This window comes from Okeanomitos corallinicola TIOX110 (assembly GCF_038050375.1).
GTDB lineage: Bacteria > Cyanobacteriota > Cyanobacteriia > Cyanobacteriales > Nostocaceae > Okeanomitos > Okeanomitos corallinicola.
This window is the reverse complement of record NZ_CP150886.1, coordinates 1,148,433-1,164,382: the sequence shown is the minus strand read 5'-3', so window position 1 is coordinate 1,164,382 and position 15,950 is coordinate 1,148,433. Positions and strand designations below refer to the sequence as shown.

At 38.1% G+C, this 15,950-nt stretch carries 16 protein-coding genes and 1 pseudogene; 8 read left to right on the top strand and 9 right to left on the bottom strand.

Annotated features, from left to right (window positions below):
* The first annotated feature begins 51 nt into the window (after positions 1 to 51).
* The gene (locus WJM97_RS05070) at positions 52 to 1,440 is read left to right on the top strand and encodes an IS4 family transposase (RefSeq protein WP_353931353.1); all 1,389 of its coding nucleotides are present in this window, start codon (positions 52 to 54) and stop codon (positions 1,438 to 1,440) included.
* A 189-nt stretch (positions 1,441 to 1,629) separates the two neighbouring features.
* Here the strand turns inward: WJM97_RS05070 and WJM97_RS05065 are convergent.
* From WJM97_RS05065 to murG, 3 genes and pseudogenes are all read right to left on the bottom strand, one after another.
* Positions 1,630 to 2,028: pseudogene (locus tag WJM97_RS05065) on the bottom strand (bestrophin family ion channel); the annotation flags it as partial.
* Between the two features lie 286 nt (positions 2,029 to 2,314).
* The gene (locus WJM97_RS05060) at positions 2,315 to 2,614 is read right to left on the bottom strand and encodes a 30S ribosomal protein PSRP-3 (protein WP_353931955.1); all 300 of its coding nucleotides are present in this window, start codon (positions 2,612 to 2,614) and stop codon (positions 2,315 to 2,317) included.
* A gap of 206 nt (positions 2,615 to 2,820) precedes the next feature.
* Entirely contained in the window at positions 2,821 to 3,897 is a 1,077-nt protein-coding gene (gene murG / locus WJM97_RS05055; protein WP_353931954.1) for an undecaprenyldiphospho-muramoylpentapeptide beta-N-acetylglucosaminyltransferase, read from the bottom strand.
* 85 nt (positions 3,898 to 3,982) lie between these two features.
* Here murG and WJM97_RS05050 point away from each other — a divergent pair, with 85 nt between their 5' ends.
* Positions 3,983 to 4,792: a nuclear transport factor 2 family protein gene (locus WJM97_RS05050; RefSeq protein ID WP_353931953.1), complete on the top strand. Its 810-nt coding sequence runs from the start codon at positions 3,983 to 3,985 to the stop codon at positions 4,790 to 4,792.
* Positions 4,793 to 4,866: 74 nt separating this feature from the next.
* Here the strand turns inward: WJM97_RS05050 and WJM97_RS05045 are convergent, their stop codons facing one another.
* Entirely contained in the window at positions 4,867 to 5,058 is a 192-nt protein-coding gene (locus tag WJM97_RS05045) for a hypothetical protein (protein ID WP_353931952.1), read from the bottom strand.
* Positions 5,059 to 5,157: 99 nt separating this feature from the next.
* Positions 5,158 to 5,931 (bottom strand): imidazole glycerol phosphate synthase subunit HisF, encoded by a 774-nt coding sequence (gene hisF / locus WJM97_RS05040; protein WP_353931951.1) that lies wholly within the window; start codon positions 5,929 to 5,931, stop codon positions 5,158 to 5,160.
* 174 nt (positions 5,932 to 6,105) lie between these two features.
* Between hisF and ruvB the strand changes: the two genes are divergently transcribed.
* Positions 6,106 to 7,221, top strand: a complete 1,116-nt coding sequence (gene ruvB / locus WJM97_RS05035; protein WP_353931950.1) for a Holliday junction branch migration DNA helicase RuvB — start codon at positions 6,106 to 6,108, stop codon at positions 7,219 to 7,221.
* A 136-nt stretch (positions 7,222 to 7,357) separates the two neighbouring features.
* Here ruvB and WJM97_RS05030 read toward each other — a convergent pair whose 3' ends face one another.
* Positions 7,358 to 7,927: a Uma2 family endonuclease gene (locus tag WJM97_RS05030; RefSeq protein ID WP_353931949.1), complete on the bottom strand. Its 570-nt coding sequence runs from the start codon at positions 7,925 to 7,927 to the stop codon at positions 7,358 to 7,360.
* A gap of 104 nt (positions 7,928 to 8,031) precedes the next feature.
* On the opposite strand from WJM97_RS05030, the gene WJM97_RS05025 reads away from it, so the two are divergent.
* Together WJM97_RS05025 and cysC are read left to right on the top strand one after the other, a co-directional pair.
* Positions 8,032 to 8,832, top strand: a complete 801-nt coding sequence (locus WJM97_RS05025) for a tetratricopeptide repeat protein (RefSeq protein ID WP_353931948.1) — start codon at positions 8,032 to 8,034, stop codon at positions 8,830 to 8,832.
* 228 nt (positions 8,833 to 9,060) lie between these two features.
* A complete protein-coding gene (cysC, locus tag WJM97_RS05020) occupies positions 9,061 to 9,609 on the top strand; it encodes an adenylyl-sulfate kinase (protein ID WP_353931947.1) in 549 nt (182 codons plus the stop codon).
* 84 nt (positions 9,610 to 9,693) lie between these two features.
* On the opposite strand, the gene WJM97_RS05015 is transcribed toward cysC, so the two are convergent.
* Entirely contained in the window at positions 9,694 to 11,256 is a 1,563-nt protein-coding gene (locus WJM97_RS05015) for a cytochrome P450 (protein ID WP_353931946.1), read from the bottom strand.
* A 163-nt stretch (positions 11,257 to 11,419) separates the two neighbouring features.
* Positions 11,420 to 12,223 (bottom strand): TIGR01548 family HAD-type hydrolase, encoded by an 804-nt coding sequence (locus WJM97_RS05010; RefSeq protein WP_353931945.1) that lies wholly within the window; start codon positions 12,221 to 12,223, stop codon positions 11,420 to 11,422.
* Positions 12,224 to 12,588: 365 nt separating this feature from the next.
* On the opposite strand from WJM97_RS05010, the gene WJM97_RS05005 reads away from it, so the two are divergent.
* Positions 12,589 to 13,155 carry a hypothetical protein gene (locus WJM97_RS05005; protein WP_353931944.1) on the top strand — a complete coding sequence of 189 codons (567 nt, stop codon included), beginning with the start codon at positions 12,589 to 12,591 and terminating at the stop codon, positions 13,153 to 13,155.
* 313 nt (positions 13,156 to 13,468) lie between these two features.
* Here WJM97_RS05005 and WJM97_RS05000 read toward each other — a convergent pair whose 3' ends face one another.
* The gene (locus WJM97_RS05000) at positions 13,469 to 13,840 is read right to left on the bottom strand and encodes a hypothetical protein (RefSeq protein WP_353931943.1); all 372 of its coding nucleotides are present in this window, start codon (positions 13,838 to 13,840) and stop codon (positions 13,469 to 13,471) included.
* Between the two features lie 239 nt (positions 13,841 to 14,079).
* On the opposite strand from WJM97_RS05000, the gene dapB reads away from it, so the two are divergent.
* Both dapB and WJM97_RS04990 read left to right on the top strand, forming a co-directional pair.
* Positions 14,080 to 14,916 (top strand): 4-hydroxy-tetrahydrodipicolinate reductase, encoded by an 837-nt coding sequence (dapB, locus tag WJM97_RS04995; protein WP_353931942.1) that lies wholly within the window; start codon positions 14,080 to 14,082, stop codon positions 14,914 to 14,916.
* Between the two features lie 282 nt (positions 14,917 to 15,198).
* Positions 15,199 to 15,906, top strand: coding sequence for a phosphate ABC transporter permease (locus WJM97_RS04990; protein ID WP_353931941.1), 708 nt, complete (start codon positions 15,199 to 15,201; stop codon positions 15,904 to 15,906).
* The last annotated feature ends 44 nt before the right edge of the window (positions 15,907 to 15,950 follow it).

Sequence of the window (15,950 nt, the reverse complement as noted above, 5' to 3'; positions counted from 1 at the left end):
CATTTATTCTATACTATTTTACAACTAAAATGAAACTGAACAGGGGTGCAAATGTCACTAATCAACTTTGAAGTCATTACAGCATCAGTGGCCAAAGCACAATTGCTGGTGGCGTTAGAACAAGTCATTCCCGCTCAAACTATACACAGAGCAATCATTAATACTTCGTCTCAAGAGCGAAGAGAACGAATACTACCCACTCACGTAGTTGTAGCTTTAGTCATTGCCATGAGTTTTTGGTCAACTGACTCCATAGTTGATGTCTTCAAAAATTTGATTCAAGGTTTGAGTAGTTTACAAATACCCCATCGTCTACGTTTTACTGCACCAACTTCTTCATCTATCAGCGAAGCACGTCAAAGAATCGGTCCTGCTGTGATGACTCGTTTGTTTGAAATGGTAGCAAAACCCCTAGCTACAATACAAACACCAGGTGCTTTTTTGGGAAACTTAAGATTGATGGCTATAGACGGAACAGTTTTTGATGTTCCTGATACTCCAGCCAATGCTAAAGTATTTGGTTATCCTGGTTCAAGACCGGGTACATATCCAGCTTTTCCCAAAGCTAGATTGGTTTTCTTAGTAGAAGCAGGAACTCATGTAATTGTTGATGCTCTATTGAGTCCCTATCGAATTGGCGAAAGAAAAAGAGCGATTCAAATTCTTCGCAGTGTTGGGGAAGGAATGTTGTTAATGTGGGATAGGGGATTGCATTCTTTTAAAATGGTTCATGCCGCAATCAAACAAAAGTGTCATATCCTTGGTCGTGTACCAGCGAATGTGAAATTTGAGGTAGTTAAGACTTTGGCTGATGGTTCTTATTTGTCTTGGATTGCACCTGATGGTAAATCTAAAAAGAAAGGTGCAACCAGAATTCCTATTCGTGTCATTGAATATGTGATTGAAGATAATGGTTCTGAGAAAGTATACCGTTTGATTACTGATTTAATGGATATTTCGGCTTACCCAGCACTGGTTTTGGCTCAAGAATATCATACTAGATGGGAAGCTGAAAATACTTTGGATGAATTAAAGGTGCATCTATTGGGGCGCAAAACTCTGGTTCGTTCTAAGAATCCTCGTGAAGTCATTCAAGAAATTTATGGTTGGTTGTTGGGACATTTTTGTATTCGTTGTTTGATGTTCCAAAGTGCTGCCGAAGCTGGTATTTCTCCATTACGTTTGAGTTTTACTGGTAGTTTACGATTAATTCGACGTGCTGTTCCTCAATTCCAACAAGCTGCTGCTGAAGATTTACATCTATTTTATAGTTGGTTAGTTGCAGAAATTTTAGATTTAGAAATCCCTCCTCCTCAATTTAGAAGTAATCCTAGAGTTTTGAAAAAGACGCGCTCCAAATTCCTCAGTAAAAAACGATGTCATCGTGGTAGTACCACTATCAATCAACCTTCTTTTATGATTAAAAAAATTGCTAGTTAGTCTGATTATATTTTCGCTTTCTTACCTTTATATTTGAGCAATTGAATATTATTTTATTCATAGGGACACTGTTCTGTGTTCACGGTGTGGCTTTTCTGTTTTCTCTCGGCTCTTAGTTCTCGTAAATAAAACGCGAACATATTTCCCTTGATCTTACCCCCTCTTTTTCCTTAACCGAGCAGTATTGGCTTCACTTCTTAAATGTAATTTAGTCGCTACAGCAAAAGCTACCAATAGTTTTAAGGCTTTAATTTTGTCTTCCTTATCTGTGACAACTACTTCATCCACAGATACCCAAATTTGTCTGGCAAGGTTACGGACTGTATTCACCATAGAACCCCAGATTTTTCTGCCTTCCCAAAAACGTTCATAGGCTGTATTGGTTCTAAATACTAATAATAAACCTAAGACAATACTAGGAATTACAGTTCCTAAGATTGGTTGAGATACAGGAAGTTTAAAATAGTGAAGTACAGAAATTAAAACACCGAATATTCCGCAACCAATCACCCTTAAATAAATTGCTGTAATTACAGAACCTTTAATTCTTATTGCTAGTTTAAACCATTCTAATTTTTTGTTATCCATAGAATTTTTCTGAAATTAAAATAGGGTGATATAAAATAAAAGACTAAAAAATTAACCGCAGATAAATACTGATCAAAGTTAATTTTTTTTCGCTGATTTAAAATTACAAAACCGCCTATATAACTTGCTAAGAACTTTTGCAGTTCATACATAGGCGGTTTTAGGGATCTTTGTTAGTCGTAATAGGCAAATTTACTACCAATTACAAATGGTTAATTTTGCTATTAATTGGATAATTAGCAATTGATAAGCACCAATCACCAATTACCAATCACCAATTACCTGATCAGGCGCTACCAGTGAAGGCAACTTCTGGAAACTTCAACTGTGCTTCAGCCATTGGGCGTTTCCGGCCTTCTTCTTGCCAATAGTTAATCACTTCTGTTGCTTTGTTTAGCAGTTCGACGCGATCAATATCAGCGATCCAATGTTTGGATTCTAACTCTTTGTTTAATTCTTCCCAGGCATCGTTTCTAGGCCAGAAGAAGTATTTAGTTAAGGGGCTTAAGCCTTTACCGACGACTTGGTCGACTGCTAGGGCTACGTTCTCATCTAACCAGAGAATTTTTAAGATAAATTTTGACAATCGTACCTCCGGGACAATTCCGGCTATGACTTACTGGGTTTGCAGCCTCCTATTTTAACTTAATATCTGCCCAATTGACTAATGAGTATTATTTATTGGTGATTATGATTAAGAAATAGAGGGTTTAGAGATATTTGGCGTAAGTCCTGTGTAAGTACGAAATTCTCTGGATTTAGTTTTTTACTGTGCTTCTGGATGTTGGAGAATCACCCATTAGCAAGAATTTCCCGCACCAAAGTTGCCAATTTATCAGCACTATCAGGATATGTGATCGCCCTAGCTTTCTCACCCATCTTCGCCAATTCCCCTGGAGATTGCAGCAAACCTAAAACCCGCTGTTGCAGAATCTCCGGTGTCAACTCTGACTGTGGAAAACTTAAAGCTGCACCAACTTCGGTAAACACAGCAGAATTAAAAGATTGATGATCTTCTGCTGCAAAAGGATAAGGAATTAAAATAGCCGGAGTACCACACACGGCCAACTCTGTTAAACTCCCAGCCCCAGAACGACTAATAGCTAAATTAGCCCGCCTTAACAAAGCCGCCATATTATTGTAAAAAGGCATTGATATATATTGGGAATGCTGCAAACTATCCGCTTCTGGATCTCTATCACCAGTCAAATGCACTATGTAAGCACCAGCATCAAACCAAGCTGGCGCACACTGACGCACTAATTTATTCACCGCTACAGCACCTTGACTACCCCCAAACACCACAATCACAGGAACATCATCAGGGATAGGTAAATCTAAACTATGATCACAATTTTCATCTAAAAACTGCGGACGGACAGGAGTACCCACACAAACTGTTTTACAATTAGGTAAATACCTAGCAGCGGCATCAAAACCTATAGCTACCGCACTGCACCAGGGGCCAAAAAACCTTGTCACCTTACCCGGTAGAGCGTTAGATTCATGGAAAATAATCGGTAAACCCAAAGAACGGGCAGCAATAACCGCAGGCCCCGCTATATAACCACCAGTGGTAAATAGTCCTTGGAAATTCCCTGCTTTCAGGATATGCCGCACCTGAAAAATGGAACTAATCAATTTAAAGAGTATTCTGAGAGAGGAAAGGCTTAAACCTTGCTGAAAACCCTCTACAGAAATGGTATTCAGAGGATATTGGCTAGGAACAAGCTGAGTTTCTAGTCTATTGGGGACACCAAGCCATTGAATTTCATATTCTTGTAATTTATCAGCCAGTGCGATCGCTGGAAACAAATGTCCACCAGTTCCACTAGCCGCTATTAATAATTTTAAAGGTGGGTTTGCCATTGAAAGCTATACCATTTAGCACGTAGCTTATTTAAGATAAAACAAAATCCTGAACTTCTGTAATTAAATCAGTAAACTATTACCAATGACTAACATTATTGATTTATTAATGAATCGCCATAAAACATTAACTACCAGTATTTCTTTGGTTTCTTTCTTACTGACTCTTAATTTAAGCAGTAATGGGCAGTTTGCTCAAGCCGCAAAGCCAGAAACAGCCCCTGCTAGTCTCAAGAATTTAATCACTCAAATTGACACAGCTTCTAGTCGGGGTGATGTTAAAGCTGTAATGCAATATTATAGCCCCAACTTTACCCATGGAGATGGATTAAACCGCCAAACCATGGAAAAAGCTTTACAATCTTTTTGGCAGCGATATCCCCAACTACGTTACAACACAAGATTGCAATCTTGGGAATCACGAGGCAATGCCATTATTGCAGAAACTATAACTACAATTACAGGTTTACCTTCTGTTAACAGTAACAATTTAGCTCTTAATGCTACTATTGTTTCCCGTCAGCGGATTTCTGGGACAAAAATACTGTCTCAAGAGATTTTATCAGAACGTACTCAACTTACCTCTGGTAACAAACCACCTCAAGTAGAAATTAAATTACCCCAACAGGTCAAAATCGGTCAAAAATACCATTTTGATGCCATTGTGCAAGAACCTCTCGGTAATGATTTTCTTTTGGGTAGCGCGATGGAAGAAACCATTACACCAAACAAATATCTAAAACCCACATCTGTAGATTTACAACTACTCAATGCTGGTGGACTGTTTAAAACTGGCCGCGCACCAACTACCCCCGGCTCACAATGGGTTTCGGCGGTGATTCTCAGAAATGGGGGCATGACTATGATTACTCAACGTTTACGAGTGGTTAAATAGAACGGGCATGGGGCATTGGGCATGGGGTATTGGGTTATTTATCCTCCCCATTACCTACATCCTGCCTCCTGCCTTTATGAAACTTGTAGTAAATAACTCATACAATGTCCCATTAAAAAATAAACTACTAACATTGCTGCTGCTGCTAGAGCAACCAATGTCCCAGCTAACATTAATGAAAATTCTTTGCTCTGGTAAGCTTTCTCCATTAGGTGCAGCGACCAGGCAACCAGTGCCACATCAAAAAGTAAAATAGGAATCAACATATTTCTTAATATTTCTTAATACTAGTAAACTAATATTAACATTGTTTCGAGTAACTGTCTCTAACCTGGAGGAGATGTAATTGTTTGCTGTCACGGGAATCAAAAAGGTAATCGTACAGGTACGGATCTTTCCTGTAAATAATCTTTAATTTCCTTAACACTTAATTGACCAAAATGTAACAAAGAGGCTAACAAAGCAGCTTCAGCTTTACCCTCTGTTAATGCTGCGTGAATGTGTTGACAATTACCTGCACCACCGGAAGCAACTACAGGAATTTCTACAGATTCAGCGATCGCTCTGGTTAACTCCAGGTCATATCCGGCTTGAGTACCATCAGCATCCATACTGGTAACTAACAATTCTCCAGCCCCCCTTTTTTCAACTTCCCGCGCCCACTGCAAGACATCTTTACCAGTATTTTCCCTGCCACCACGTACGTACACATCCCAACCTGGGTTTTCGGGGTCGAGTCTGCGTCTAGCATCAATAGCAACAACAATACACTGATTCCCAAAGCGATCGCTCGCCTCATTAATTAAATTTGGGTTACGGACGGCCGCAGAATTAATACTAACCTTATCAGCCCCGGCTCGTAACAAACCTTTAACATTTTCTAAGGTTTGAATTCCTCCACCCACAGTCAGCGGAATGAAGACCTGTTCAGCAGTCCGGTAAACGACATCAATAATTGTGTCCCGGTCTTCATGAGTAGCTGTAATATCTAGAAACACTAACTCATCAGCACCAGCTTCGTTGTAAACCTTAGCTAATTCCACTGGATCACCGGCATCCTTGAGGTCTACAAAATTAACTCCTTTGACAACCCGTCCCGCTTTGACATCCAAGCAAGGTAAAATTCTTTTAGACAACATATATTTTTTCACTCCTGGTAATTGCTAGGAATTTAAATTGTAAAGGCAATTGGGAAATTAGGTTATAGGTAACAAAAGGCAGAAGCCAGACAGTGTTGTAATTTTGACTTTTGACTTGATTTACCTCCTTACCTCCCCAACAATACCCAGTACCTAAATTAAGATAGCGGAATTATGCCGATATTTTCCTCAAAAAAACAGTCTCCAGAACCAAACGGACAACCAAAGCAAAACCGGAGGTCGGCTAAAGAGTCTTCTCAACAACCATCTACACAGGAAAATATACTGCAACCGGAAGCAGCAATTAATGAAGAAGGTAAGCAAGAAGAAAGTATTAGACCCCAGAAATTTGCTGATTATATTGGACAGAAAGATTTAAAAGATGTCTTAGATATTGCCATTAAAGCAGCAAAATCTAGGGGTGAAGTCATGGATCACTTGCTGCTATACGGTCCACCTGGGTTGGGTAAAACCACGATGGCGATGATTTTAGCATCGGAAATGGGGGTAAATTATAAACTTACCAGCGCTCCAGCTTTGGAAAGACCAAGGGATATTGTGGGGATATTGGTAAATCTCAAGCCCGGTGATGTGCTGTTTATAGATGAAATACATCGGCTTTCCCGGATGACTGAAGAAATTTTGTATCCAGCAATGGAAGATTATCGCTTAGATATCACCGTTGGCAAAGGTTCGAGTGCCAGAACTAGAAGTATACCGTTATCTAAATTTACCTTAGTGGGAGCGACAACCCGCGTCGGTGCTTTAACTTCACCATTACGCGATCGCTTTGGTCTAGTTCAAAAACTGCGATTTTACGAAGTTGATGAACTCAGTCAAATTGTTCTGCGGACTGCGGAATTATTAAAAACTCCCGTTAACTCAGAAGGAGCAACAGAAATCGCCAAACGTTCACGGGGAACACCGAGAATTGCGAATAGACTACTAAAAAGAGTCCGTGATTATGCGGAAGTAAAATCATTTCCAGAAATTGATCAACATATTGCAGCGGAAGGATTGCAACTATTCCAAGTCGATCCTTGCGGTTTAGATTGGACAGATCGGAAAATGTTAAGTGTAATCATTGAAAACTTCAATGGTGGGCCTGTGGGATTAGAAACTCTGGCCGCAGCGACAGGAGAAGATACCCAAACTATAGAAGAAGTTTATGAACCATATTTAATGCAAATTGGATATTTAAGTCGTACACCTAGAGGTAGAGTAGCGACAAAAACAGCTTATCAACACATGGGTTTTACACCACCTAATGAGCAGTTATCTTTGTTGTAAATAGCAGGAATTAGTATGGGTTTAGCAGTGCTAAACCCCTCTATTTGATCAGAAAATCTCATGTTTATCTAGGGTTTGCGCTCTCTGTATCTGGAGCGGTTAGTTTCCAAAAATCCTAATTCATAAATGACTAAAATTAAATCAACTCAGCTTCTGTAAATAACTGCTTAACTGTTAACTCAAACCCAGGTAATAAATCATCAATAATTAACATTTCATTAGTATAAACTCGACTTTTAATAGCAGAGAGAAACACCCTAATAGAAATTGCTTCTGGATCTATTATCCAAACCCGTGCAACTCCTGCTGCAAAATAATCCTTGGATTTATTAATAAATTCCTCCATAGTTTGACCAGGAGAAATAATTTCAATCACCAATTCTGGAGACACAGGACAAGCTTGATTATATTGCCAGGTTTTGGGCAGACGTTGATAGGAAATATAAGTTAAATCGGGAACTGGACACCAATCTTTACCTTTACGTCTCAAAATAATTGCCCATTCTGGAAGAACTCGACCTTTGCCTTTACACCATTGACGAATTAATAAACCTAAAGTTAGCTGTAAACTAGAATGATAAAATTTTGGTGACACCTTGGGTACTGCATAATCATCAACAAACTCATAGTTTACATCTTGGTTTGAGAGTTTGAGAAATTCTGCTAAAGTCAGTTTTTGATCTGTAGTTACTTTCACCATAGTCATGTACCATAACCTGATATTTATTATTTTAGAATAACTTGAAAAATCTTCCCTGTTAGCTGTTGTCTGCTATATCATTAATTCTGTTGCACATAACCGAGAGTTAAATGATTAAGATAATTTGTATTTTTCTGAGCTTATTACTGACCTTTGGCTTTTGTACACCTGCGATCGCCCAAACCCAAACTATTACCCCAGAAGAGTTACAATTAGGGGATGAATTAGCAAATAAAGCCTTTACAGCTACAAATAGAGGTGATTTTGCCACAGCAGAAAAGTATTGGACAGAAATTATCGAAAAATTCCCTAATAATCCGGCAATATGGAGTAATCGAGGTAATTCAAGGGTAAGTCAGAATAAATTAGCAGCTGCATTGACAGATTATAACAAAGCCATTGAATTAGCACCTGATGTCACAGATCCTTATTTGAACCGGGGTACAGCGTTAGAGGGTTTGGGAAGATGGGAAGAAGCGATCAGCGATTATAATTATGTTTTGGAATTAGATCCTAATGATGCCATGGCCTATAATAACCGTGGTAATGCGGAAGCAGGATTAGGAAAATGGCAAGAAGCGATCGCAGATTATCAAAAATCCACAGAAATAGCACCTAACTTTGCTTTTGCTCGTGCTAATTATGCCTTAGCACTGTATGAAACTGGTAAAATAGATGACGCTATCCGAGAAATGCGGAACATCGTCCGTAAATATCCTCAATTTGCCGATATGCGTGCTGCTTTAACAGCTGCGTACTGGGTAGGAGGAAACCAAGGAGAAGCGGAAAGTAATTGGGTAGCAGCCTATGGGTTAGACATACGATACAAAGATATGAACTGGGTAACAAATATCCGTCGTTGGCCTCCCAGTATGGTAGCAGCATTAGATAAGTTTTTGAAATTACAATAGGCACTTTTGACAAAAATACCTAGTCTGTAAACCAAGTTACTTATGATTTGGTGTACATTACCAGTTATGGTAATTAACCAAAGACATTGACTAGATTATGGGCTAATATATTCAAGATTAACTGGTAATACGTATAAACCAGGGTAATTCAGAGTTATCACTTAGGCTAGATCTACAAAAAACCAATTTTAAATCTCAAACATTGAATTTAGAGGCATTGGAAATTAAATGAATTTACAAAAATCTGGCGTGACAATTTGGTTAACTGGTTTGAGTGGTGCAGGTAAAAGTACCATTACAGGAGCTTTAGAGAAAAAATTAAGAGCATTAGGAAGTAAAGTTGAAGTTTTGGATGGTGACATTGTACGTCTGAATTTATCCAAAGGTTTGACCTTTAGTAAAGAAGATCGGGATGAAAACATCAAACGCATAGGTTTTGTATCTCATCTTTTAACTCGTAATGGTGTCATTGTCATAGTTTCTGCAATTTCACCCTATCGAGAAATTAGAGATGAAGTAAAACAACGTATTGGTGATTTTATTGAGGTATATGTGAATTCACCTTTAGCAGTATGTGAAGAAAGAGATGTTAAAGGTTTATATAAAAGAGCCAGAAATGGAGAGATTAAGAACTTTACAGGTATTGATGACCCCTACGAAGCACCTTTAGATCCAGATATAGAGTGTAGAACAGATAAAGAAACTATTGAAGAAAGCACAGAAAAGATTTTAGAGAAGTTGGCAGAATTAGGCTATCTTGCTCGTGCAACAGTATAGATAATCATTAAATTAGGCGATCGCTGAGAACAGAGTGTTAGAGGCGATCGCTTGATTTTTTGTGTTCCTAACTTTCCTGTGTTCCTAACTTTCCTGTGTTCTTAATTTGAAACGTACAGGCATTCCATCAGCAGGATAAATCAAAAGATTTTGCTGTAACTGTTCTACAGATGAACGACCATTAACCAATTCCCAATCAAAATAATGCAGTAGTAAGGACAGCATGACTGTTGCCTCTAACATAGATAAATGCTCACCTAAGCAACGATGAGAACCTGATCCAAAAGTGATCATCGGTAATTGATGAGTTTCCTTATTTTTGTCTAGCCAACGTTCTGGTAGAAATTCTTCAGGCTGGGAATATACCTCTGGATCTCTGCCAGCAGCAAGCATTGACCAGAATATTTTTGTACCACGGGGAATCTCTTGACCGTCAATGACAATATCTCGTTCAGCTTCCAATGAAGTTGAGCCAGAAGCGATAGAATACAGACGTAACGTTTCCTTAAAAATAGCTTGGATGTAAGCTAAATCCTTAAAGCTTTCTGTAGTAATACAGCCTTGTTTTTCCCAAACTTGATCAACTACAACCCTGGCTTTTTGAAAAACTCTGGGATTTAATGATAACTCTGCGATTGTAAAGGATATAGTATGGGCTGTTGTATCAGTACCAGCTATTAAAAGTTCAATAGCTTCTGCTATGAGTGATTCCCGATTGTAATTTGGTTCCTTGGCAGCTATCTTCACTAACATTGACTCCTGAAACAAAGAACTAACTTTTTCTAAGTCAGTTTTGTTTTGCTCTCTCAATTGCAAAGCCAAATCCACACGGGGACCGATTAACTCATCTAGATATCTTCTTGCTGCCCAGTAATCTCGTGAATTTTTAGTGGGTAGATATTTTTTCCACATTTTTTCACCAGTAGCTACCCGTAAGAAGCGATAGCTTAAAACAGAAGTAGCCTCATATACCTGAGCAACATCAAGGGGTTGACCTTCATGACTAACAGTTTTTCCATCCACAGGAATACCCATCACCAGACAAGAAATCACCCTCATTGTTAATTCTACAAACAAATGATCTACCTGAACTTCTTTCGGTGATTCAGTTTGTTGAATTTTCTCAATAACTTGTTCACAAGCTTGACTAATAATTTCTACATATTTGGACAAACTGCTAGAACTAAATTCAGGATTCCAAGCCTTGCGTCGCCACTGCCACTCACTACCATTTTGACCCAAAAGAATAGATCCACCAATGTCATTCCAAGCTTTTCTTGCACGCTTGGATCTAACTAAACTACCGTCTCTCATGCCATTAATTACAGTTTCTTCTATAACTTTTGGCTTACTTAAAATTACCGTTGGTTGGCCAGCCCAATAAACATACATTGGACCCAGTTTTTGACTCCAATCAAATAATAATTGAAAAAATCTCTTTTGTTTGACTGCTGCTAATATTTGCGGAATATTTCCTAATAGCCAGTGTTTGGGCGGAGAAGGGAGTGATTGCAGAGATTTGTAGGTATTTTTTTGTTTCCACCAGCGGACACTAAATGCTACTAAAGTAGTAATCAAACCTAAAAATATGAACAGATTAAGAAAAGAAGAAGAAGCTGCAATCTGAGCCAAAACATTTTTTAACATTTATCCACCTTAAATTAGATTAAAGCTGAATCTAACAGAAACTCTATCATATTAGATACAGCTTATGAGTAAGACATATGTTTATGTGAGGGATCAAGACTGTGTTTTAGAGTTAACTATCTTTGAGTTTTGGTAAAGTGAACATTCCCAAAATCAAGATTATTCAAAAATTTGATGACCCGATTTCCCACTTCTCAATCTTCTCCGGTGTTAATTCCTGCACATTACTAAATACCACCTTTGCACCTGCTTTTATCAATGTTTGTGTATAAGCATCCTTACGTTCTACAGTTCCCTGGACATGAGGAGGTAACACTCCCACACCCACCCAAGTCCGAGAATTATCTAAACTCCTAGCTTTTTCTACAGTGTGCATATCTGCAACGGTATCACCCACATAAATCACAGTTTGCTTTTGATCACCACCATTTTCTAACAAATCAATAGTTGTAAATAATCCCGTCGGATCAGGTTTACCCGGTGCATCTTCCATTGCAACTAAAACCGGAGATTTTAAACCCAAACGTCTTTCTAAAATGTAAGTAGCAGAACCGCGAGTAGCACCACTAAAAAATCCCCAATCAATTCCTGCTTGTGTTAGCAGTTCTAGATAGCTGGGTTGTAATAATAAAGGTTCATGAGCAACATAACCATTCCAATTTTCTGGATCTGTACCTCGGTAACGAGATTGAAAATAGCTAACTATATGTTCAAAATCTAATTCTATTTCTTCACGAATCATCCCTTCACTGACAAAGTGACGGTAGATTAATTCCTGAGAACCTTCCCAATCATTATTCCAAATTCCCTCAGACTTAAGATTATCAATATCTACATCGGTGGGACGATACATTTGATTCGTAAAATGTTCTACAGTATCGGCTAAAGCGCGACGATAAGAACCGCTGACATCACGAATAACACCATCAATATCGAAAACAACAATTATATTGGTTTGTTTAGTCATAGCTAATAGATATTTTCCAGAATTTCATCTCAACTGACTATAAATTTTAATATATCTGCTGTATTAGACAAAAAAATTTATGTGTCTGAAATCTCCCACCAGAAAGAATATCAACAAATATCCTAGCTGTCCAGTCACCTATTATTGACCATATAGCTGAGATTAGTTATAGGATGTTAGGAATGGGGATCGCTATTTTCTATCTCCCCGTGACTAAAAAACAGGTTAAAAATTTATGCACTAAGTCCCGCAAACTTCAGTAAAACAACACTCATTTCCTTGTCAAGACTGGATCTAGGGGTTACAACCCCTGGTATCATAGTTACACGGAAATAAAAATTACACAACTACGGAGGTTATTGACTATGCTTAGGGGTAACACAAGAAAACAATTAATTAATTATCCTCACAAACAATCAGGACAGCTAGTACATTATCAAAGGAGACCATTAACCTACTATCCTCAGAAAAAACTCAACTATTATCATTTAATTTCTGCCTTCGTAGTGGGATTAATAGGAGGATATCTGATCAATAGCTTATATCAACATTATCATGCTCATAATTTAGTTGAGTCAAGAGATGCTGTTACAGAAAATGCCGCTCATTTGACAAATGTTGCTGATACTAGCATCAAAATAGATAAACAAAAAGCTTTCAATTCGGTATGGAATTTAGCACAAGTACAACGCAAAGCTAAAGAAATCAAAAACCTTTCTAAGGGTGCAATAAGCGTTTCAGCAACCGTAGCTGATTATCCCAGTGAAAATAAACCCTTTTATGTAGTGAAAGTTTTTGAAAATCATCCAGATAAAACCACAAGTCCAGTTTATTGGTTTCGTGTATCTAGTTCTAGTGGAGTAATTGAACCTTTGGATTTGGTAGAAAATAAATACATAGACATTGAAGAATGGAATCCTGACGGACGTTGATAGTTCAATTTAAGCAACCTATTCAATCAACACACATGAATTAAATAAACGGTTGCAGTGATCTTACTCCTTGCATTTTGTCATCTTTAACGCACGTGAATAAAAAATTTTTTTGTGAATGAAGTTAACTTTTGAATAGGTAATTTAATCATTCAAAATATCAGCTACGACAGATCACTTTTTAGATCCGAAATTTACCATTGAAAGGTGAGGGAAAACTCTTTCCCCACACCAGTTACAATATTTCTCAGAAAATAGATTCGACCTATATTTTTTTTGATAATACAGGCACTTTAAAAATAATGTGGCATCACTAAACGGGTAAAGGTGGTAAACCATGTAACTGACGCACAGCACTTAGACAAGCAGGACAATCACAGCCAAATAACTTGATTGCCTCATCACTTTCTGCTTCTGTAAAGATTAATTCTTCTGGTTCTGTGGGATTTTGTTTATTTTCAACTTGAGCTTGTGCTATTTCTATAGCGGGTTTAGTTGTATCAGCTACGGCTATGCAAGTTTGACGTATAGTTGCGGAATGGGGAGAACGGATACAAGATAAATGTGTACCGACAGGAATAACTACAGGATTAGCATAAGCACTTCTAGCTATCATCACTGTAGATAAAATAGACATAAACAGAACTGGACTAGAAAGCAAAGCCAAAACAAATTTTCTGTTCATTGGTGGGAAATGATTTTTTTAACAAGGAACACAACCAACTCACCTTTACAGATTCATTGGTGTTAATCAGTCCATCTTATATAAATTTTTGGGAAATGTCGTAATTTGCCAATCATAACCATATAATCTTTCTATATATAGCAACAAAGCGGTTAAGGCATCAACTCAAGACAAAACTGAAATACTAAAAGACTTTTCATAATCGCAGTAAAATAACTAAAAACGCATTTTCAGGAAATATGACCAATCAATCTACCATTCCCGTAATTGTCAACGGTGCAGCTGGCAAAATGGGACGTGAAGTAATTAAAGCCGTAGCCCAAGCAGAAGATATGATTTTAATGGGTGCTTTGGATACTTCACCAGAACATCAAGGCAAAGATGCAGGAGAACTAGCAGGTTTAAGTGAACCTTTAGAAGTACCAATTACTGATCAATTAGAGCCAATGTTAGGATATGTAGCCGGAGAAAGACAGCTACAACCAGCAGTAATGGTAGATTTTACCCATCCTGATACAGTTTATAATAATGTTCGCAGTGCGATCGCCTATGGTATTCGTCCCGTAGTCGGAACTACTGGTTTAAGTCCTGAACAACTCAAAGAATTAAGTGATTTTGCTGAAAAAGCCAGCACAGGTTGTTTAATTATTCCTAACTTCTCTATCGGGATGGTACTGCTACAACAAGCCGCAGTCACTGCATCCCAATACTTTGATCATGTAGAAATTATTGAATTACATCACAACCAAAAAGCCGACGCACCAAGCGGTACAGCCATTCAAACCGCCCAGTTATTAGCGGAAATGGGTAAAACTTTTAACCCTCCCCAAGTGGAAGAAACGGAAAAAATAGCTGGAGCCAGAGGATCTTTAGCCGACGAAGGGATTAGAATTCATAGTGTGCGTTTACCTGGATTAATTGCCCATCAAGAAGTGATCTTTGGTGCAGCAGGACAAATTTACACCCTACGCCATGATACAAGCGATCGCTCCTGTTATATGCCCGGAGTCTTACTGGCAATTCGCAAAATTAATCAGTTAAAGTCTTTAGTATATGGCTTAGAAAAAATCCTTTAATCAAGGAAGGAATCAGGGTTTAGCCGTGCTAAACCCGTAAAGTAGTAAAATATATTTTTAGCTTGATTTTCAAAATGAATTGATATCCTGATCCTGACCACCATACAGCACTTTCCGGTGTAATGAGGTACATTATTGGCGGGCAAGATGCCCACCCCACAAGAGTTTCTTTATTATGATTTGTACCTCATAAGAATGAAATATGCTGTATCTATTAATATCTCTGTCTGTGAGAAATTTTCGATTTGCAATTTTTACAATCTAAAATCTAAAATCTAAAATATGCTTGTTCCACTGACTCGTCAAAAATTTGAACAAATTATCCCCCTCATTGCCAGTGGTTCACAATACAAATACTACTGGGGAAAATTTAATAACTTTTTACAACGACTATTAATTTCTGTCGTTACTGTAGTCGTAATTTTGCTGTTAAAAATCTTTTTTAAATTAGATTTTGGGTTAGTGTTTGTATTTGGGGTATTTGGTGCTTTTTTTTGGTTATGGTATCCCGTATTTCAAGCCAGTATCCGCAATTCAAAATGCCGCCGTTACAAGTACAGCGGCTTTTTTCGTGGCCGAGTATTAGATTGGTGGATCACAGAAAAGTTAACTGGTAAACAGGAAACAGTCAACAATAAAGGCGAGTTAGTAATTATTGAAAACCGCGAAAAACGGATTAACTTAGAAGTAGGCGATAATACCGGATTTAGTATTGAATTTGATGCTCCCTTACGTTCTGTTCATAAAGCGATCGCCCGTGGTCAAATTGCAGAAATGATCGTGATGTCAAATCGCTCAGATTTAAGCAGTATAGAAGAATTTAGTAATATCTACATCCCCAGTCGTAATCTCTGGGTCAGTGACTACCCTGTTGTCCGCGAAGATTTCTTTAATGAAGTCAGTCTTCGTTTACGAGACAACCAACGAGAACAACCCCGTCGTCGTCGTCCAGAACCACCAAGATACAGAGATAGAGATGATGACTACTAAAAATGCCAGGAGTCAGGAATCAGGAATAAATTGAGACAGCACTT